Origin of the sequence: Actinomycetospora succinea (assembly GCF_004363095.1) — a bacterium.
GTDB lineage: Bacteria > Actinomycetota > Actinomycetes > Mycobacteriales > Pseudonocardiaceae > Actinomycetospora > Actinomycetospora succinea.
On sequence record NZ_SNYO01000006.1, the window covers coordinates 281140 to 300626 of the forward strand.

At 74.3% G+C, this 19487-nt stretch carries 14 protein-coding genes and 1 rRNA gene; 4 read left to right on the top strand and 11 right to left on the bottom strand.

Annotation, left to right across the window (positions count from 1 at the left end; genetic code table 11):
* The first annotated feature begins 61 nt into the window (after positions 1-61).
* Positions 62-2632, top strand: a complete 2571-nt coding sequence (pepN, locus tag EV188_RS21510; protein ID WP_133828345.1) for an aminopeptidase N — start codon at positions 62-64, stop codon at positions 2630-2632.
* A gap of 108 nt (positions 2633-2740) precedes the next feature.
* Here the strand turns inward: pepN and EV188_RS21515 are convergent, their stop codons facing one another.
* From EV188_RS21515 to EV188_RS21530, 4 genes are all read right to left on the bottom strand, one after another.
* A complete protein-coding gene (locus tag EV188_RS21515; protein ID WP_243741882.1) occupies positions 2741-3271 on the bottom strand; it encodes a DUF5130 family protein in 531 nt (176 codons plus the stop codon).
* Complete coding sequence (gene ctaJ, locus EV188_RS21520; protein WP_481726162.1) at positions 3258-3503, bottom strand: aa3-type cytochrome oxidase subunit CtaJ; 246 nt, start codon at positions 3501-3503, stop codon at positions 3258-3260. The genes EV188_RS21515 and ctaJ overlap by 14 nt, the downstream gene beginning before the upstream one ends.
* Positions 3504-3564: 61 nt before the next feature.
* The gene (locus EV188_RS21525) at positions 3565-4971 is read right to left on the bottom strand and encodes an amidase (protein WP_133828347.1); all 1407 of its coding nucleotides are present in this window, start codon (positions 4969-4971) and stop codon (positions 3565-3567) included.
* Between the two features lie 40 nt (positions 4972-5011).
* A complete protein-coding gene (locus tag EV188_RS21530; RefSeq protein WP_424922947.1) occupies positions 5012-5683 on the bottom strand; it encodes an HNH endonuclease in 672 nt (223 codons plus the stop codon).
* A gap of 266 nt (positions 5684-5949) precedes the next feature.
* On the opposite strand from EV188_RS21530, the gene EV188_RS21535 reads away from it, so the two are divergent.
* Genes EV188_RS21535 through EV188_RS21545 form a run of 3 tightly spaced genes read left to right on the top strand, consistent with a single transcriptional unit; the run spans position 5950 to position 8078 of the window.
* Positions 5950-6939 carry a mechanosensitive ion channel family protein gene (locus EV188_RS21535; RefSeq protein ID WP_133828390.1) on the top strand — a complete coding sequence of 330 codons (990 nt, stop codon included), beginning with the start codon at positions 5950-5952 and terminating at the stop codon, positions 6937-6939.
* 37 nt (positions 6940-6976) lie between these two features.
* Positions 6977-7375, top strand: a complete 399-nt coding sequence (locus EV188_RS21540; RefSeq protein WP_133828348.1) for a globin — start codon at positions 6977-6979, stop codon at positions 7373-7375.
* Between the two features lie 10 nt (positions 7376-7385).
* Positions 7386-8078 (top strand): dienelactone hydrolase family protein, encoded by a 693-nt coding sequence (locus tag EV188_RS21545; protein ID WP_133828349.1) that lies wholly within the window; start codon positions 7386-7388, stop codon positions 8076-8078.
* Positions 8079-8119: 41 nt separating this feature from the next.
* Here the strand turns inward: EV188_RS21545 and EV188_RS21550 are convergent, their stop codons facing one another.
* From EV188_RS21550 to rrf, 7 genes are all read right to left on the bottom strand, one after another.
* Positions 8120-8692: a DUF8010 domain-containing protein gene (locus EV188_RS21550; RefSeq protein ID WP_133828350.1), complete on the bottom strand. Its 573-nt coding sequence runs from the start codon at positions 8690-8692 to the stop codon at positions 8120-8122.
* The gene (locus EV188_RS21555; RefSeq protein WP_133828351.1) at positions 8689-9123 is read right to left on the bottom strand and encodes an acyl-CoA thioesterase; all 435 of its coding nucleotides are present in this window, start codon (positions 9121-9123) and stop codon (positions 8689-8691) included. The genes EV188_RS21550 and EV188_RS21555 overlap by 4 nt, the downstream gene beginning before the upstream one ends.
* A 29-nt stretch (positions 9124-9152) precedes the next feature.
* Complete coding sequence (locus EV188_RS21560) at positions 9153-14078, bottom strand: NAD-glutamate dehydrogenase (RefSeq protein WP_133828352.1); 4926 nt, start codon at positions 14076-14078, stop codon at positions 9153-9155.
* A gap of 167 nt (positions 14079-14245) precedes the next feature.
* A complete protein-coding gene (locus tag EV188_RS21565; protein WP_133828353.1) occupies positions 14246-16771 on the bottom strand; it encodes a hypothetical protein in 2526 nt (841 codons plus the stop codon).
* Between the two features lie 13 nt (positions 16772-16784).
* The gene (gene ettA, locus EV188_RS21570; RefSeq protein WP_133828354.1) at positions 16785-18461 is read right to left on the bottom strand and encodes an energy-dependent translational throttle protein EttA; all 1677 of its coding nucleotides are present in this window, start codon (positions 18459-18461) and stop codon (positions 16785-16787) included.
* 50 nt (positions 18462-18511) lie between these two features.
* Positions 18512-19132 carry a single-stranded DNA-binding protein gene (locus tag EV188_RS21575; protein WP_133828355.1) on the bottom strand — a complete coding sequence of 207 codons (621 nt, stop codon included), beginning with the start codon at positions 19130-19132 and terminating at the stop codon, positions 18512-18514.
* Positions 19133-19411: 279 nt separating this feature from the next.
* Positions 19412-19487: ribosomal RNA gene (gene rrf, locus EV188_RS33265) — 5S ribosomal RNA — on the bottom strand; the annotation flags it as partial.

The window sequence follows — 19487 nt, forward strand, 5'->3', positions numbered from 1 at the left end:
TTCCCGCAGGGCGATGGTCCGGCTCCGCTGCGCTGCGCGTCCGCGGCCGTAGGGTGGCGCCGTGGCTGCCCCGAACCTGACCCGCGACGACGCCGCGACGCGCGCCGAGATGCTCGAGGTCGACTCCTACGACATCGACCTCGACCTCACCGACCCGGCGACCGGCGGACCCGGCGAGTCCACGTTCCGGTCGATCACCACCGTGCGTTTCCGCTCCGCGCAGCCCGGTGCGTCGACCTGGATCGACATCGTGGCCGCCGGCGTGCGCTCCGCCGTGCTCAACGGGACCTCGCTCGACGTGTCCGACTACGACGAGGAGAAGGGCCTCGCGCTGCCCGACCTCGCCGCCGACAACGAGCTGGTCGTCGACGCCGACTGCCGCTACATGAACACCGGCGAGGGCCTGCACCGCTTCGTCGACCCCGTCGACGGCGGCGTCTACCTCTACAGCCAGTTCGAGACGGCCGACGCCAAGCGCATGTTCGCGTGCTTCGACCAGCCCGACCTCAAGGCGACCCTCGCCGCGACGGTCACGGCGCCCTCGACCTGGGAGGTCATCGCCAACGGGGCGGCGTCCGAGGCCGCCGAGGCGGGCGGGGTCACCCGGCACGTCTTCACCCCGACGCCGCGCATCTCGACCTACCTCGTCGCGCTGGTCGCAGGCCCGTACGCCAAGTGGACCGACACCTACTCCGACGAGCACGGGTCGATCCCGCTCGGCATCTACTGCCGGTCGAGCCTCGCCGAGTACATGGACGCCGACCGGCTGTTCACCGAGACCAAGCAGGGCTTCGGCTTCTACCACCGCAACTTCGGGGTGCCGTACCCCTTCGACAAGTACGACCAGCTCTTCGTGCCCGAGTTCAACGCGGGCGCGATGGAGAACGTCGGCGCGGTGACGTTCCTCGAGGACTACGTCTTCCGCAGCCGCGTCACCCGCTACCTCTACGAGCGCCGCGCCGAGACCGTGCTGCACGAGATGGCGCACATGTGGTTCGGCGACCTCGTGACCATGCGCTGGTGGGACGACCTGTGGCTCAACGAGTCGTTCGCGACCTGGGCCAGCGTCGTCAGCCAGGCCGAGGCCACCGAGTACCGCAACGCCTGGACGACCTTCGCCAACGTCGAGAAGTCGTGGGCGTACCGCCAGGACCAGCTGCCCTCGACCCACCCCGTCGCCGCCGACATCCCCGACCTGCAGGCGGTCGAGGTCAACTTCGACGGCATCACCTACGCCAAGGGCGCGAGCGTCCTCAAGCAGCTCGTCGCCTACGTCGGGCAGGACGAGTTCCTGTCCGGGCTGCGGCTGTACTTCTCGCGCCACGCCTACGGCAACGCGACCTTCGACGACCTGCTCGGCGCGCTGACCGAGGCCTCGGGCCGCGACCTGTCGGGCTGGAGCGCGCAGTGGCTCCGCACGACGGGGCTCAACTCGCTCTCGCCGTCGTTCTCGGTGGGTGAGAACGGCAAGTACACGGCATTCGAGGTCGTGCAGGGCGGCGCCCGCCCCGGCGCCGGCGAGCTGCGCACCCACCGGCTCGCGGTCGGGATCTACGGCTCCGAGAACGCCGACGGCTCGGGCAAGCTCGTCCGGCAGCACCGCGTGGAGCTCGACGTCAGCGGCGAGCGCACCGAGGTGCCCGAGCTCGTCGGCGTCCCGGCCGGCGCGCTCGTGCTCGTCAACGACGACGACCTCACCTACTGCACGATGCGCCTCGACGAGCGCTCGCTGACCACGCTCGTCGACCGCATCGGCGACATCGCGGAGCCCCTCCCCCGCACCCTGTGCTGGTCGGCGGCCTGGGAGATGACGCGCGAGGCCGAGCTGCGCGCCCGCGACTTCGTCGCCCTCGTGCTGAACGGGATCGCCGCCGAGTCCGAGGTCGGCGTCGTGCAGCGTCTGCTCCTGCAGGCCCAGACGGCGCTCGCGTCGTACGCCGAGCCGGCCTGGGCGGTCGCCGAGGGGTGGCCGACGTTCGTGGCGCGCCTGCTCGAGCTCGCCCACGCCGACCCGGGCTCGGACCACCAGCTCGCGATCGTCAACGCGCTCGCCGGCTCGGTGCTCACCCCCGAGGCGCTCGACGCGCTGGCCGGCTGGCGCTCGGAGTCGGCGCCGCTCGAGGGCCTGACCGTCGACACCGACCTGCGCTGGCGGCTCCTGCACGCGCTCGTCGCCCACGGCGCCGCGGGCGAGGCGGAGATCGACGAGGAGTACGCGCGCGACAACACCGCCACCGGCCGCCGGATGGCCGAGCGGGCCCGGGCGCTGATCCCCACGCCGGAGGCGAAGGCCGAGGCCTGGCGGCGCGCCGTCGAGGACGACACCCTGCCGAACGCCATCAACTCGGCGATCATCATGGGCTTCTCGCACCCGGCCCAGCAGGCGCTGCTCGCCGACTACGTCGCGAAGTACTTCGCGGTCGTCGACGAGGTCTGGGCGCGGCGGTCCTCGGAGCAGGCGCAGCCGATGGTGCAGGGACTCTTCCCGTCCTGGGCCGTCGAGCAGGCGACCGTCGAGGCCGCCGACGCCTGGCTCGCGGGCGACCACCCGCCGGCCCTGCGCCGCCTCGTCACCGAGGGACGGGCCGGCGTCGTGCGTGCGCTCGCGGCGCGGGAGTTCGACCGCGGCTGAGGCCCGGCCAGACGAACGAACGGCGCCCTCGCTGCTTCCGTAGCAGCGAGAGCGCCGTTCGTTTCTCGAGGCGAGGCGCGGACGGGCGCACCGATGCCGCCGGACGTCCTAGTGGTGCGCGTGGCCCGCCTGGTCGGCGAGCATCGTGAGGCCCTCGACCATGCCGCCGACGAGGTCGGACTCCTTGAACGAGGCGACCATGCTCATCACCGCGAGCTTGGCGCCGCGGTCGTCGATGCGGCGGCTGGACTCGGCGCCGGTGACGATCTCCACGACGCGCTCGCCCGGGGACACGGCGACCACGACCGCCTCGGCGGCGGTGTCGCCGAGCGAGGCGTGCAGCTCCTCGGCGCGCTCGCGCGAGCGGGTGCCGAGCGCGCCCACCCAGAGCGTGAACAGCAGCCCGGTCTCGCGGCACGCCAGCGTCAGGGCCTCGTCGAGACGCGAGAGCTGGGACGCGGAGAACGGCGTGCGCGAGTCCTCGGCGAGCACGTCGGTCGCCTCGGAGATCCGCCCGGAGGCGGTGGCGACGCGCGCCTGGCCGTAGACCGGGTCCTCGAGGACGCCGGGTCCCTGGGTCAGCCGGGTGGTCTGGCCCGGCGCATCCTGACCGGCGGGGACGACCTCACCACGTGCCACGAGCGCCTCCTCGGGCGGTGTGCTCGGCGGCCGCGCCGGCGGGCACGGCCTCGACGGTGGGGCCGGCGACGCCCGAGCCCCGGGGGTTGCCCATCCACCACAACGGCTCGTGGTCCCACGAATCGCCGGAGCGGTAGCGCGCGCCGCGCGACGACGGGCGGACGAGGGTCATGAGGGCGATGAGGCCGATGCCCCCGATCGACGTCACGCCGTAGAGCAGGAAGGTGGTCATCGGGCTCACGCGCTGCACCGTAGTGGATCGCGTCGACGACGTCCCGTCGTAGGAGGCCCTCTCACACCTCGGGCGGACGACGGTCCGCCCAGGGCCGCGCCGCCTCCAGCTCGGCGGCCAGTCCGAGCAGCGCCGACTCCTCCCCGCGCCGCCCCCGCAGCGCCACCCCGATCGGCAGGTCGCCCGCCCACCCCAGCGGCAGCGAGATCGCCGGCTCGCCGGTGAGGTTGGCGATCGCGTTCCACGGCGTGAAGGCGATCTGGCGGGCGAAGTCGTCGGCGGGGTCGCCGGTCTCGGTGAACCACCCGATCGGGCGCGGCGGCAGCGCGACGGTCGGCGTCAGGACGGCGTCGTAGCCGGCGCGCTCAGCGACGAACGCGCGCGTGAGCACCTGCACCGTGTGCAGGGCCGTCATCGCCGCCGCCCCGTCGACCGCCCGGCCCTCGGCCCGCAGGTGGCGGGTCAGCGGCTGCAGGCGGGGCTCGTCGGCGGGGTCGACGGGGTCGCCGAGCGAGAGCACCCGCCACAGCGTCAGGAACGCGGCGACGCCCTCGTCGGGCAGGCGGAACGTCACCGGCTCGACCTCGTGCCCGAGCTCCGCGAGCAGCGCCCCGACGTCCTCGGCGGCACCGCGGCACGCGGGGTCGACCTCGACGCCGTCCAGCGGCGGGTCCACGGCCAGCGCGATCCGGCGCCGCGGCGACGGCGCGGCGAGCCCGCCGAGGTACCCGCCCGCGGGCGGCGCCGCCGGCACGAACGGCTCCCCCGGCGACGCCAGGGCCATCGCGTCGAGCAGCGCGGCGGCGTCGGCGACGGTGCGGGCGAGCGGGCCGTGCACCGACAGGCCCGCGGGGTCGCCGCCCGCGGGCCCGGCGGGGACGCGCCCGCGCGTCGTCTTCAGGCCGACGAGGCCGCACACCGAGGCGGGGATGCGGATCGAGCCGCCGCCGTCGGTGCCGTGCGCGACGGGCAGGATGCCGGCCGCGACCGCGGCGGCCGCCCCGCCCGAGGACCCGCCCGCCGAACGCGTCCGGTCCCACGGGGTCACGGCGGGCGGCGCCCCGGCGGGCTCGGTGTAGCAGGGCAGCCCGAACTCGGGCACCGCGGTCTTGCCGATGCTGATCGTCCCGGCGCCGCGCAGCAGGCCGACGACGTCGTCGTCGCGGTCCGGGACCCACCCGTCGTAGATCACCGAGCCCCGGCCGGTCGGCACACCGGCGGTCGCGGTCAGGTCCTTGATCGCCGTCGGGACACCGGACAGCGGCCCGGCCCCGTCCACCCCGGCGAGGTCGACCGCGCGGGCCGCGTCGCGGGCGCGCTCCGGCGTCAGCACCGTGAACGCCCCCAGCGCGGGACCGAGGCGTTCGGCGCGCGCGAGCGCCGCGTCGACGACCTCGAGGGCCGTGAGGTCGCCGCGCCGCACCGCGGCGGCGGTCTCGAGGGCGCTCAGCTCGTGGAGATCGCTCACGGTTGCCCCATGCTGCCCTACGCACGGGGCACAGGCCGTGTCAGGCGGCCGTCTCCCCCAGGTACGGCAGCCAGAGCGGGTCGGCGTCGACGAGCCCGGCGAGCAGGCGCCAGTGCCGCCCCCGGGGCGCGGTCGGCATGGTGCGCAGCGGCCAGCCGAGCTCGGCGAGCAGCTTGTCGGCCTTGCGGTGGTTGCACCGCGCGCAGCAGGCCACGCAGTTCTCCCACGTGTGCGTGCCGCCGCGGCTGCGCGGGACCACGTGGTCGATGGTCTCGGCACGCCCGCCGCAGTAGGCGCACCGGAACCGGTCGCGGTGCATGAGGGCGGCCCGAGTCAGCGGCACCCGCGCCCGGTAGGGCACGCGGACGTAGGTGCGCAGCCGGATGACGGACGGGACCTCGACCGACCCGGTGGCGGAGTGCAGCACCAGCCCGGCGGCGTCGCCGTGCACCACCTCGGCCTTGCCGCAGACCAGCAGCACGATCGCGCGCCGGAGGGGCAGCGCGGTGAGGGGCTCGAAGGTGGCGTTGAGGAGCAGGACCCGGCGGCGACCCCACGGCGGCGTCGCCAGCGGCGGGGCGGGGGGCTCGTCCGGGTCGGAGATGTCCGGGGGGAGAGGGGGAGCGACGGTCAGTTCGGGGACGGGATCGGGAGGGTCGGACGCGCCGCGCGGCGCGTGGGTGGGCGGGACCTCGCTGACCAGCGGAGTCACGCTGCCGGGTTGTCGTTCGTGCACACGACCACCTCCCGCCGAGTTGGGCCTAGTCGACCACACAACGGGCCCGATCGCACCTGTGTTCTCACCGACCGCACCCACGCGTCACCGGCCCGTCACCAGGGCGGCGGCGGGCCCGCAGGGGACAGGAGCCGCCGGGAGGGCGTCCTCTACCGTCGAGCAACGTGAGCGTGCCGTTGCCGACGCCCCCTCCGGCCACCCCGACCCCCGAGCCGGCGCACGACTTCTCGTCGCCGCTCTCGCTGCCGTCGCAGCCGCCAGCCTGCGCCACGGACGCGGGCTCGCTGTGCCAGCGGGTCTACGAGCTCACGCAGACCGACTGGCTCTCCCGCTCGGCCGACGAGCTGCTCACGCACCTCGTCGTGGTGGTGCTGATCATCGTGGTCGCGGTCGTGCTGCGGTTCGCGGTCCACCGCGCGATCGGGCGCCTGACCAACGGCGCCCGCGAGGGCCGGGTCCCGGCGCTGCTGCGGCCCCTGCGCGACCGCGCGGTGCGGACCATCCGGGACGCCGCCCCGCTCATGGTCGAGCGGCGCACGCAGCGCGCCCAGGCGATCGGCTCGGTGCTGCGGTCGTTCTCGACGATCCTGATCTACGGCGTCGCGTTCGTGCTGATCCTGGGCGAGTTCGGCGTCAACCTCGCCCCGATCATCGCCTCGGCCGGCATCGTCGGTGTCGCCATCGGGTTCGGCGCGCAGAACCTCGTCCGCGACTTCCTGTCCGGCATCTTCATGATGCTCGAGGACCAGTACGGGGTCGGCGACGTCGTCGACCTCGGCGAGGCCACCGGCACCGTCGAGGCCGTCGGCCTGCGGGTGACGACGCTGCGCGACATCGCCGGGACCGTCTGGTACGTCCGCAACGGCGAGGTGCTGCGCGTCGGCAACTCCAGCCAGGGCTACTCGGTGGCCGTCGTCGACATCCCCGTCGGGCACAGCGCCGACGTCGACGAGGCCCTGGAGATCGCCGAGCGCGCGGCGAACGCCGAGTGCGCCGAGCCCAAGATCGCCGGCAAGGTGATCGCCCCGCCGGACATGCTCGGCGTCCAGTCGGTCACCGCCGAGGGCGTGCTCATCCGGCTCACCATCAAGACCCGCCCCGGCGAGCAGTGGGCCGTCCAGCGCGCCGTCGCCGCCGAGATCAAGACCCAGCTCGACGCCGAGGGCGTGCCCGCGCCGTACCCGTTCGCGGGGCGTCCGGGCGTCGCGGGACCGGGCACACCGGCGGTGTGACTCCACCTGCCCGGACCGGATCTGGGACGGTGGTGGGGTGAGCGCACCACAGGCCGGTCGACCCGACACGTTCTACGAGGCCGTGGGCGGGCACGAGACGTTCGTGGCGATCGTGCACCGCTTCTACGAGCAGGTCGCCGACGACCCGGTCCTTCGTCCCCTCTACCCCGAGGAGGACCTGGGCCCGGCCGAGCAGCGGCTGCTGATGTTCCTCGAGCAGTACTGGGGCGGCCCGCAGACCTACTCCCACCAGCGTGGGCACCCCCGCCTGCGCATGCGGCACGGCCCGTTCCCCATCGGGCCGCTCGAGCGCGACGCGTGGCTGCGCTGCATGCGCGTCGCCGTCGACGAGGCGAACCTCCCCGAGGAGCGCCGGCGCCAGATGTGGGAGTACTTCGAGATGGCGGCGACGAGCATGATGAACAAGGCGTGGTGACGACGGAGCGATGGTGGACAACCCCCTGCAGAACGTCACGTTCCCCTCGAACGGACGGACCGCCCACGGCTACCTGGCGCTGCCGGAGTCGGGCTCCGGGCCCGGCGTCGTGGTGATCCAGGAGTGGTGGGGCCTGACCGCCCACATCGCCGACGTCGCTCACCGCCTCGCGGCCGAGGGGTTCGTCGCCCTCGCGCCCGACCTGTACGGCGGCGCCACCACCCACGACGCCGACGAGGCCGGGCGGCTCATGCAGGAGCTGCCCGTCGATCAAGCGGCCACCGACCTCGCCGGTGCCGTCGACTTCCTGCTCGGCCACGAGGCCGTCACGGGGGACAAGGTCGGCGCCGTCGGGTTCTGCATGGGCGGCGGCTTCGTCCTCGTGCTCGCGGCGCAGCAGGGCGACAAGATCGGTGCCGCCGTGCCGTTCTACGGCGTGCTGGGCGAGGACTACCCGAGCTTCGCGAACCTGACGGCGCCGCTGCTCGGCCACTTCGGCGAGGAGGACGAGATGGCCCCTCCCGAGGCCGTCGAGGAGCTCGCCGAGCGGATCGAGGACGAGTCCGGCGTGACCCCCGACTTCCGCATCTACCCGTCCGGGCACGCGTTCTTCAACGAGGAGAACCACCTGGGCACCTACGACCCGGAGCAGGCCCTCAAGGCCTGGAGCGCCACGCGCGACTTCCTGCGCGCGAACCTCTGACCCATGTGAGCGGAATTCCCGGTCATAGCCGGGAATTTCGCTCACATGAGGACGGTGAGGGCGGGGCGGCGGTGACGGACGACCGCGGCGCGGCCGGCGTCGAGCCGCATCCACGCCCCGTCGTCCGAGAGCGCCACGGGCACGGCCGCGCCGCCCTCCGGCCACCCCATCCCCGCGACGGCGACGACGCAGCGGGCCGGCACGCGCACGCCGTCGGCCTCCCACGCGGTGGCGTCGAGCCCCGCCGCGTCGGTGCGGGCGACGACGGCGTCGATCTCGTCCGCCCGGATCTCCCCGATCACGTCCCACCCCACCCCGGCGGGCAGGTCGCCCCGCCAGCGGTCGTCGACCGCCCGGCCCGGGTCGACCTCGGGGGCGTCGACGACCGACAGCGCCGCGAGCAGGTCCGACGCCATCACCGTCACGTCGGCGGGCTCGACACGGCCCGGCGCCGCCGTGGTCACGAGCACCGCGAACGGCGTGGCGGCCCACAGCGCCACCGTGTCGCCGGCCGCGCGGAGCCGCACCACCGCCGCCGGGTCGAGCCGCACGACACGGGCGACGACGTCGGCGAGCGCCGCCCGGTCGGCGGCCGCCGGGACCGCGAGGCTCATGCCGTGTACTCGGCGAGGAACTCCCGCTCCTCGGCGGTCAGGCGCCGCGGCCGCTCGGTGGCCAGGTCGTAGGGCACGAGCTGGGTGCTGGCGGTGGCGGCCGGCTTGGCCTCGTCGAAGGAGCCGTTGCCGTCGCCGGTGGGCAGCAGCAGCCGGTACGCGACGCCGAACGACGCCGCGCGGACGTCCTCGGCGGTCATCACCACGCGCACCCCGGCCGGCGACCACGGGATCGGGCGCCGATACCGGACCTCCAGCGCGGCGACGAGCAGGCCGGCCTCGAAGGCGGCCACGCCCGCCCGGGTCGCGGCGTCGAAGAGCAGGCCGGTCCGGGCGTCCTCGAGCAGCGTCACCACGCGCGCGTGGTTGACGTGCCCGTAGGCGTCCTGGTCGGACCAGCGCACCGCGACGTCGTTGACGTAGGCCGCCACGCGTTGTTCCTCCGGGGGGATGTGGGTGGTCAGCGGACCATGCTGCGGATCTGGCGGGCGGCGACCGAGACGGTCGCGAGGTCGGCGCGACCCACCTTCGCGATCTCGGCGAGCGCGGTGCGCGCGCGCATCAACCGCGACGCGTTCGCCTGCTCCCAGTGCTCGATCTTCTCGTCGGCCGTCTCGTCGAACCCGGTGTCCGCGAGGACGTCGAGCGTGATCGCCCGCAGCGAGGAGTACAGCTCGTCGCGCAGCGACAGCCGCGCGAGCGCGTGCCAGCGGTCGGCGCGCTCGAGCCCGGCGACCGCCGTCAGCAGCGCGTCGAAACCGAGGTGCTCGGAGAGCGCGTAGTACAGCTCGGCCACGGCGAACATCTCGTCGTCGGTGACCTCGCCGTCGTCCGCGCGCAGCCCGCCCCGCTCGCGCTCGGCGAACTCCGCGATCTCGACGACGTCGAGCAGCCCGAACGCGTACAGCCCGCCGACGGCCCGGCGCGCGAGCTCCACCGGCGCGCCCTCGTCGATGAACGCCTGCGTGCGCTCCGCGAGCCCTTCGGCCTCGCTGCCGCGCAGCAGGTCGGGCACCCGGGACGCGAGCTGCGCCACCCACGGCGAGAAGCGCGCGATCTCCGCACCGATCGCCAGCGGCTGCGGGCGGTGGGTGAGGTACCACCGTGCGACGCGGTCGAGCTGGCGGCGCAGGGCGAGGGTCAGGTGGTCGGCGACGAGGGTCGGCAGCGTCCGGTCCCCCGCCGCGATGTCCGCGGCGAGGGCGTCGAGCCCGAAGACCGTGGTGGCGACGTGGTACGCGCGCACCGCGTCGCCCGGCGTGGCCGCGACCTCCTGGGCGAGCCGGTGGACGTAGGTCAGCCCGCCGCCGTCGACGACGGCGTTCGAGAGCATCGTCGTGACGATCTGGCGGCGCAGCGGGTGCGCCGACACCGCCTCCGGGTAGCGCTCGGCGAGCACCGCCGGGAAGTACGACGGCAGGCGCCGCGTGAACACCTCGAGGTCGGGCACCTCGGACGCCGCGAGGGCGTCGGTGAGGTCGAGCTTGACGTGCGCCATCAGCGTCGCGAGCTCGGGGCTCGACAGGCCCTCCCCCGCGGCGATGCGCGCGGCGAACTCCTCGGTCGTGGGCAGGACGTCGAGCTCGCGGTCGAGCCGTCCCCGCGCCTCGAGGTCGTCGATGAGGGACTCCTGGACGTGGGCCATCGGCGCCGCGTGGAAGCGCGACACCCCCAGGACCTCGTTCTGGCTGACGTTGTCGGCGAGCACGAGGTCGGCGACCTCGTCGGTCGTGGCCGCGATCTGCTCGTCACGGTCGGCCGGCGCCAGCTCACCCCGTTCGACCAGCGAGTCGAGCAGGATCTTGATGTTGACCTCGTGGTCGGAGCAGTCGACGCCCGCGCTGTTGTCGATCGCGTCGGTGTTGACCTTCCCGCCACGCCGCGCGTACTCGATGCGGCCCCGCTGGGTCAGCCCCAGGTTGCCGCCCTCGCCGACCACCGCGACGCGGAGCTCGTCGCCGTCGACGCGCACCGCGTCGTTGCTCTTGTCGCCGACGTCGGCGTGCGTCTCGGTCGACGCCTTGACGTAGGTGCCGATGCCGCCGTTCCACAGCAGGTCCGCCGGCGCGCGCAGGATCGCGCGCACCAGCGACGGCGGGTCGAGCTCGCCCGCGTCGATGCCGAGCACCTCGGCGGCGCGCGGTGACACCGGGATCGCCTTCATCGTGCGCGGGAAGACCCCGCCGCCGTCGCTGATCAGCGAGGTGTCGTAGTCCGCCCACGACGACCGCGGCAGCTCGAACAGCCGGCTGCGCTCGGCGAACGACGCCGCCGGGTCGGGGTCGGGGTCGAGGAACACGTGCCGGTGGTCGAACGCGGCGACGATCTTCAGGTGCTCGGAGAGCAGCATCCCGTTGCCGAACACGTCGCCCGACATGTCGCCGACGCCGACGACGGTGATCTCGTCGCTCGCGACGTCGCGCCCGAGCTCGCGGAAGTGCCGGCGCACCGACTCCCACGCGCCGCGGGCGGTGATGCCCATGGCCTTGTGGTCGTAGCCCACCGAGCCGCCGGAGGCGAACGCGTCGCCCAGCCAGAACCCGTACTCGCCCGCGACCCCGTTGGCGATGTCGGAGAACGTCGCCGTGCCCTTGTCCGCCGCGACCACCAGGTACGGGTCGTCGCCGTCGTAGCGCACGACGTTCTCCGGCGTGTGGATCGCCGACTGCGCGGCGTGCCCGGCGCGGTCGTCGACGAGGTCGAGGAGCCCGGAGATGAACATCCGGTAGCAGGTGACGCCCTCGGCGCGGGTGGCGTCACGGTCGGCGGCGGCGTCCCCGGTCGGTTCCGGGGGGCGCTTGACGACGAACCCGCCCTTGGCGCCCACCGGCACGATCACGGCGTTCTTGACGGCCTGCGCCTTGACCAGCCCGAGGATCTCCGTGCGGTAGTCCTGCAGGCGGTCCGACCAGCGCAGCCCGCCGCGCGCGATGTCGCCGAAGCGCAGGTGGACTCCCTCGACGCGGGCCGAGTACACGAACGTCTCGATCGCCGGCGCCGGCTCGGGAACACCCGGGACCTGCGCGGGGTCGAGCTTCAGTGCGAGGAAGGGCCGGCGCGGCGTGCGGAAGTAGTTGGTGCGCAGCACCGCGCGCACGACCCCGAGCAGCGAGCGCAGGATGCGGTCCGCGTCGAGGCTCGTCACCTCGGCGATCGCGGCGGTCAGGCGGCCGTCGACCTCGGCGACGCGCCGGTCGCGCTCCGCGTCGTCCAGGGCGGGGTCGAAGCGGGCCTCGAACAGCTCGACGAGGCCCACCGCGACGTCGCGGTGCGCGCCGACGACGTCGGTGATGTAGCTCTGCCCGTAGGAGTTGCCGATCTGGCGCAGGTACCGCGAGAACGCCCGCAGGACCGTCGCCTGACGCCACGTCAGGCCGGCGCGCAGGACCAGCGCGTTGTAGCCGTCGGCGCCGGCGAGCTCGCTCCAGACGGCGTCGAACGCCTCGGCGAACCGCTCGGTCAGGTCGTGCTCGGTGCCGGGCGGCACGGTGTCGGGGGCGCCGAGGCGCAGGCCGAAGTCGTTGATCCAGCACGTGACGCCGTCGCTGCGGGTGACCTCGTAGGGCCGTTCGTCGACGACGACCACGCCGAGGGACTGCAGCGCCGGCAGCACCGACGACAGCGTCGCGCGCCGGCCCGCGAGGTAGAGCTTGAGGCGCCGGTCGCCCGCGTCCGGGTTGGTCGGGCGGTAGAGCCGGACCGCGGTGTCGCGCCCCTGCTCGCCGTTGCCGCCGGGGACCAGGCCCTCGAGGATCCGCAGGTCCAGCAGCCCGCGCTCCGGCCCGAAGTCCTCCTTGTAGGCCTCGGCGAACGGCTCGCCGATCGCCGCGATGACCGCCCGCTCCTCGCCGCTGGCCTCCTCGCGCAGACGGTCCGACCACGTCCGCGCGGCCTCGGCCAGGTCGTTCGTGAGCGTCTCGAGGTCGGGCGTCACCGGGTCCTCGCGGCCGGTGTGCACGGTGACGTGCAGCAGGGCGAGCTGGTCCTCGGTGACCCGCGCCGTGTGCTCCAGGTCGGTGCCGCGCAGTTCCTGCATGAGCACGTCCTGCATCCGCAGGCGCGCCGCGGTGGTGTACCGGTCGCGCGGCAGATAGATCATGCAGGAGAAGTAGCGGCCGAACGGGTCGCGGCGCAGGAACAGCCGGACGCGGCGGCGCTCGGCGAGGTCGAGCACCCCGGTCGCCGTCGCCTCCAGCGAGGCGCGGTCGGTGCACAGCAGCTCGGCGCGCGGGTAGGTCTGCAGCACCTCCAGCAGGCGCTGTCCCGACCACGAGTCGACGGGCAGTCCGGCCTCGACGACGACCTCCTGCACCCGCCGCGAGACCACGGGGATGCCGAGCACGTCGGCGTGGCGCGCCGCGACCGTCAGGATGCCGAGGAACCGGTGCTCGCCGACGAGGCGGCCGTCCTCGTCGAAGATGCTCACCCCGACGTAGAGCGGGTGCTCGGGGCGGTGCACGGTCGAGCGGGCGCTGGCGCGGGTGAGCACGAGCAGCCGCCGCGACGACGTGTCGCCGCCGGTTCCCGCGGGGCTGACGCTGTCCGGGCTCGCGGTGAGGGTGCGGGCGACGAGGCTGTCCCGCCGCAGCACCCCCAGGCCTGTCGCGAGCACGCCGCGCAGCGCCGGCCCCTCGGGGGTGTCGACGAGCTCCTGACGCCGGTACCCGAGCATGATCAGGTTGCCCTGCGCGAACCAGCGCAGCAGCGCCACCGTGTCGGCGGTCTCGGCGTCGCCGCCCGCGCCGTCCAGCTCGTCGGCCAGCGCGCGCGCCGTCGAGTTCATCCGGTCGCCGTCCTCGACGACCTCGCGCACGTCGGTGAGCACGCTCGACAGGCGCGCGTGCAGGTCGGCAGCGAGGTCGCGCGCGGGGTCGGAGCCCGGCAGGTCGCCGAGCTCGATGTTCATCCACGACTCGGCGACCGTGCCCGGCGGCGGGGCCGCGGGGTCGGCGAGCGGGAGGATGTCGAGCAGCTCGCCCCGCACGTCGCGGCGCACGACCACCACGGGGTGCACGACGCGGTGCACGCTCGCGCCGGTGCGGTCGAGCTCGGCGAGCACCGAGTCGATGAGGAACGGCATGTCGTCGGTGACGACGAGCACCGAGATCCGCCCCGCCGAGCCCGGGGTGTCGAGCACCGCGGTGACCGGCTTCCCCGGCACCCGCAGACGCGCGAGGCTGCGGTGGGCGCGGACGGTGGCCAGCGCGTCCTTCGGGTCGTCGACCAGCTCGCCGTCGGGGACCCGGTCGAAGTAGGCGACCGCCAGCTCGCCCAGCGCCGAGTCCGGCGGGGTGTGCTCGGCAGCGGTGGTGCGCAGGACCCCGCGGTCGGCGGGCCAGCCGTCGGCGTCGGCGGACGTGGTGACGGGCTCCGCGCTCGTCGTCATACCCCGCCTCCGCGCGTCAGAGGCCGTCGAGCCACCGCCGGCGCGGCCTGGGGATCGTCGCCGTACCTCCGGGCGTCCACGCCCGCCACCATAACGATCCGCTTGCGGCCCGCCGCCGTCCGGACGACGGGGTCGAGGGATCGACCTGGTGGGCTCGGTTCAGACGGTCACCGACGCGCGCGACGGTCGTCCGGGGATCCCGCCCCGGGGTCGGCGGAGTGGTAGGCGTCCATGGCGTCGGCGAGCAGGTCGGCGAGGCGGGGCCCCGCGTCGTCCGCCCGTCGCGCCGACGGCACCCCGTTCCTGGTGCTCCGGGCCGGGCGCGGCGCGCCCGGGCGGGGCTGCGCGGTCGTGGCCGGCGCAGGCCCGGTGAGCTGGGTGGACGGTTCCGGGGTCGGCGCCGCGGGGGCCTGCGGTGCCGCGTCCTGGTATTCGCTGAGCAGGTCGACGAGCGTCAGCGCCAGCTCGCGCCGGTACTCGTCGTCGACGTCGCCGGGCGGGCTCCCTGCACCCTGGACGGCGCCGAGCGCCTCGCCCCACCGCGCCGCGACCGTCACGGGCTCGTCGCGACGGTCGTCGCGGCGGTCCCCGGTGTCGCGACGGTCTCCCGTGTCGCGGCGTCCGTCGTGCTCGCGGTCGTCCTCGGGGCGGTGCTCGTCCGCGGGCCGGGAGCTCCCGGGTGCATGCCCGCTGACATGACCGTTCCCGGTCGCCGCGGTGTGGGCGCGGATGCCGTCCCAGGGGAAGTCGGCTTCGAGGGCGTCGGCTCCCGAGAAACCCGGCGGGACCGGTGTCGACTCGCCGCGGCCGAGGCCGGACGACCACTCCCGATCGGCATCCCACGAGCCGGTGGCCTCACGCACGACCCGGCCGCCACCCACGGCACCGTGGCCGTTCCGGGGCGAGCGGTCGTCCGCGACGTCGGCGCCCTCGGAGTGCCCGGAACGGCGGCCGGGCGTCCGGTCCCCGTCGCGGAGCCCGGCACCGTCCTGCGAGTCCGCGCGGCGGCGGTGCCCCCCGCCGTCCGCGGGGCGGTGGTCGACATGGTCGGGCCGCGCGCTCGCCGCGACCTCCCCGTCGGATCCGTTCGCCGACTCCGGGCGACGGGGCAGCAACGAGTCGCTCGTCTCCCACCGGGCGCGGGCCCGGGCGAGGCGTCGGCTGCGCGCCTCGGCAGCGGCGTCGCTCGTGTCCTCGATGCTCACCCCGTCCCGCACCGCGCCGTCCGTGCTGCTCGCACCGTCCTGCGCCGGCGGCTCGTCGCCGGCGGGCGGCGCGGCGAACGCGCCGAGCCCTCCCTCGCGAGCCGAGGCGAGGGCCGCGGCGAGTGCCTCCCCGGGGTCGTCCTCGTCGCGGTAGCGCCCACGCCGGCGGCGCGGCGCAGGCTCCGTGGCGGCGTCCTGGTCGGTTCCCTGCTCCGCCGGCAGGTCGCCGGGGGCGGATCCACCGTCCCGCCGCGCACCGAGGTCCTCGAAGGACCCGAGCTCCGTCGCCGCGAGCGCCGCGCTCAGCGCGTCCGCCGGGGACGGCCGGTCCGCACCGCCGTCACCCCCAGCGTCGAAGGCGGCGAGGGACGCCCGGAGCGCCGCCAGCGGATCGGTGTCCGGAGCGGGCCCGTCGGTGGGCTCCGCCGGCCCGGCTTCGCGCGTGGCCGGCGGGGGCTCCGCGGGCTGCGCGAGGGCCACGGCCAGGGCGATCCTGGCCTGGGTGGTCTCTTCGCGCGCCGCGGTCGCGTGCCCGTAGGCGCGCCGCAGTTCGTCGAGCGCGAGCCGGCTCTCGCCCCGGCGGGCGGCGACCTCGGCGAGCACCTCGATCGCCTCGGCGGCCTGCGCCTCGTGCCCGCGCGCGACGAGGTCCGCCTCCGCCTCGCGCGCCAGCTGGGCCGCGGTGTCGACATCCCCGGCGGGCAGCGCCACGAGTCGCGCGAGCGCGCACCGGACACGTCCCACCGCGAGTGCCGTCGTGGCCTGCGGCTCCGCCGCGAGGGAGGGCGCGCCCGTCTCGCGGGCCTCCTCGCCGCGACCGAGCTCGGCGAGGAGCTCGACCTGGTCCGCGACCAGCATGGCCGTCTCGCGGCCACCGGCCACCCCGGGCTCGTCGACGGCGACATCGCGGAGGACGGCAAGGGCGTCCGCGGCGTCACCGGCGACCCGACGGGCATGCGCCCGGGACCGCTGGACCGCGATCCGGCGGACGTCCTCGGTCGGCGTGCCGATGACGTCGTCGACCTGCCGAGCGGCCGCGTCGACACCCGGCACGTCCCCTCGCGCCGCCCGCGCGGCGGCCCAGGCGACCAGGGCGTCGGCGCGTACCGCCGCGGGGAGCACCTGGCCTGCGGCCAGCGGCTCGAGCAGGGCCTCCGCGGCGTCGACCTCCTCGCACCGCACCGCGGCGAGGGCGAGCTCGCAACGGAGCACCGCCGCGTCGGTGGCGCGGGCCTCGCGCTCCGCGTCGCGCAGCTGCGGCACCGCGCGCAGGATCAGCGCGGCGGCCCGGTCCGACTGCCCGAGCGCGAGCACCGCCGACCGCTCGGCGGCACTGCGCGCCCCCGCGTCGTCCCCCGCCGAGCGCGCGACGTGCTCGGCCAGGGCGACGCTCAGCTGCGGGTCCGACCATCGCAGGCCCTCGGCGACCGCGAGGATCGCGCTCGCACTGAGCCCGTGGTCCGCAGGCTCCCGCGCCGACCCGTCCACCGCGTCCCGGTCCTCAGTCCCGGGTCAGCTTGCGGTGGGTCACCCGGTGGGGACGGGCGGCGTCGGGACCGAGGCGCTGGATCTTGTTCTCCTCGTAGTCGGCGAAGTTGCCCTCGAACCAGAACCACGACGCCGGGTGGTCGTCGGTGCCCTCCCACGCGAGGATGTGCGTGCAGACGCGGTCGAGGAACCAGCGGTCGTGGGAGACCACGACCGCGCAGCCCGGGAAGTTCTCCAGCGCGTTCTCGAGCGACGACAGCGTCTCGACGTCGAGGTCGTTGGTGGGCTCGTCGAGCAGCAGCAGGTTGCCGCCCTGCTTCAGCGTCATCGCGAGGTTCAGACGGTTGCGCTCGCCGCCCGAGAGGACGTTGACCGGCTTCTGCTGGTCGGGGCCCTTGAAGCCGAACGCCGAGATGTAGGCACGCGACGGCATCTCGACGTTGCCGACCTGGATGAAGTCGAGCCCGTCGGACACGACCTTCCACACGTTGTCGGTGCCGGACAGGCCCTCGCGGCCCTGGTCGACGTACGACAGCTTCACCGTGTCACCGACCCGGACCTCGCCCGAGTCCGGCTTCTCGAGCCCGACGATCGTCTTGAACAGCGTGGTCTTGCCGACGCCGTTCGGCCCGATCACGCCGATGATGCCGTTGGGCGGCAGGGAGAACGACAGGTCCTTGATGAGCAGCCGGTTGTCGAAGCCCTTGTCGAGGTGACTCACCTCGACCACCACGTTGCCCAGGCGCGGACCCGGCGGAATCTGGATCTCCTCGAAGTCGAGCTTCCGCGTCTTCTCCGCCTCGGCCGCCATCTCCTCGTAGCGGGCCAGACGCGACTTGCTCTTCGCCTGCCGCGCCTTCGCCCCCGACCGCACCCAGGCGAGCTCGTCCTTGAGCCGCTTCTGCAGCTTCGAGTCCTTGCGGCCCTGGACCGCGATCCGGTCGGCCTTCTTCTCGAGGTACACCGAGTAGTTGCCCTCGTAGCCGATCGCCCTGCCGCGGTCGAGCTCGAGGATCCAGCCCGCGACGTTGTCGAGGAAGTACCGGTCGTGGGTGACGGCGAGGACAGCGCCCTCGTAGCTCGCGAGGTGCTGCTCGAGCCACTGCACGCTCTCGGCGTCGAGGTGGTTGGTGGGCTCGTCGAGCAGCAGGAGGTCCGGCTTGCTGATCAGCAGCTTGCACAGCGCGACGCGACGGCGCTCGCCACCGGAGAGGTGGGTGACCGCCTCGTCGCCGGGCGGGCAGCGCAGCGCGTCCATGGCCTGCTGCAGCTGCGAGTCGAGGTCCCAGGCGTCCGCGTTGTCGAGGTCCTCCTGGAGGCCGCCCATCTCCTCCATGAGCTCGTCGGAGTAATCGGTGGCCATCAGCTCGGCGATCTCGTTGTAGCGCGCGAGCTTCGTGGCCACCTCTCCGGCGCCCTCCTGCACGTTCCCGAGGACCGTCTTCTCCTCGTTGAGCGGCGGCTCCTGCTGCAGGATGCCGACCGACGCCCCCGGGGCGGCGAACGCCTCGCCGTTGTTGGGCTGGTCGAGCCCGGCCATGATCTTCAGAACGCTCGACTTGCCCGCACCGTTGGGGCCGACGACACCGATCTTCGCGCCGGGGAGGAAGCTCAGCGTGACGTCGTCGAGGATGACCTTGTCACCATGCGCCTTGCGAACCTTCTTCATGGTGTAGATGAACTCAGCCACGCCCTCGATGGTAGTTGGCACGACTCGGCGTCCACCGGCCCCGGGGCAGTTCAGGCGCTCACACGGCCGGCGCCCGACCGGCGACGTTCTCCGGCCGCGATCCCGGTGACCGTCGCGCCCTCCTGCGCCGCGTCCTCAGGGTCGGCCGGACCGGCCACGGCACCCGCGTCGTGCGCCGTCACGGGCTCGATGGCGGGGCCGCTGGGCCCTGCTCCGTCCTCCGTGCGGTGCGCCTCGCCCTCGACGGGCCGGAGACCCTCGGTGCCGTGCTGCTCCGCGGCCGCACCGTCGACGCTCTCGCTCACGCCGGCCCGCCACGGGTTCACGGTCGCGGTGCACCGCGCCAGGTCGGGGCCGACCGCTGTCGCGTTGATCTCCGTCATGTAGCGCCGGACGCCCTCGACCTCGTACTCGCGCACCGACAGGCGCCCGGTGACGACCACCGGGTCGCCCTTGACCAGGAGACGCGCGCCGTCTGCCAGACGACGCCAGCAGGTCACCGAAGCCGTGAAGCGATCGCCGTCGACCCACGTGTCCGTCGCCCGGTCGTACCGCCGCTCCGAGCTCGCGACCCGGAAGGTCACGAGCAGGTGCTCCTGGTTGGCGCCCACCCGCTTGGTGATCACGTCGCCGGCGACGTTGCCCGTCACCGTCACCATCGTCTCGTTCACGTCGCTCTCCGCTCGCTCCGGCCGGGAGGAATTCCCGGGCCGCTGCGAGAAGCGTCCCCCGCGGGAAGCGGACAGCGGGAGCGTCGAATGGTGCCCTGTGGACGAACTGACGAGGTGTGGACGATTCCGTATCGCGCTGACGCGGTTCTCCGACCGTTCGGCGTAGTCGGAGACTCCCGGCGGCGGACAGAACGTGCGCACACAAGAAAAGGGGCGAGGCTCCCGGGGGTGGGAGTCTCGCCCCTTTTGTGGTGGTGCGTGTGTGGGGGTGGTCGGGTGTTCCGGCGGTGTCCTACTCTCCCACGACCTGTCGGTCGCAGTACCATCGGCGCTGGAGGGCTTAGCTTCCGGGTTC

Coding starts and splice junctions, on each gene's coding strand:
- ctaJ (WP_481726162.1), bottom strand. CDS start 3,503: ATGACCACCTTCCTGCTCTACGGCGTGACGTCGATCGGGGGCATCGGC.
- EV188_RS21545 (WP_133828349.1), top strand. CDS start 7,386: ATGGTGGACAACCCCCTGCAGAACGTCACGTTCCCCTCGAACGGACGG.
- EV188_RS21550 (WP_133828350.1), bottom strand. CDS start 8,692: ATGAGCCTCGCGGTCCCGGCGGCCGCCGACCGGGCGGCGCTCGCCGAC.
- EV188_RS21560 (WP_133828352.1), bottom strand. CDS start 14,078: ATGACGACGAGCGCGGAGCCCGTCACCACGTCCGCCGACGCCGACGGC.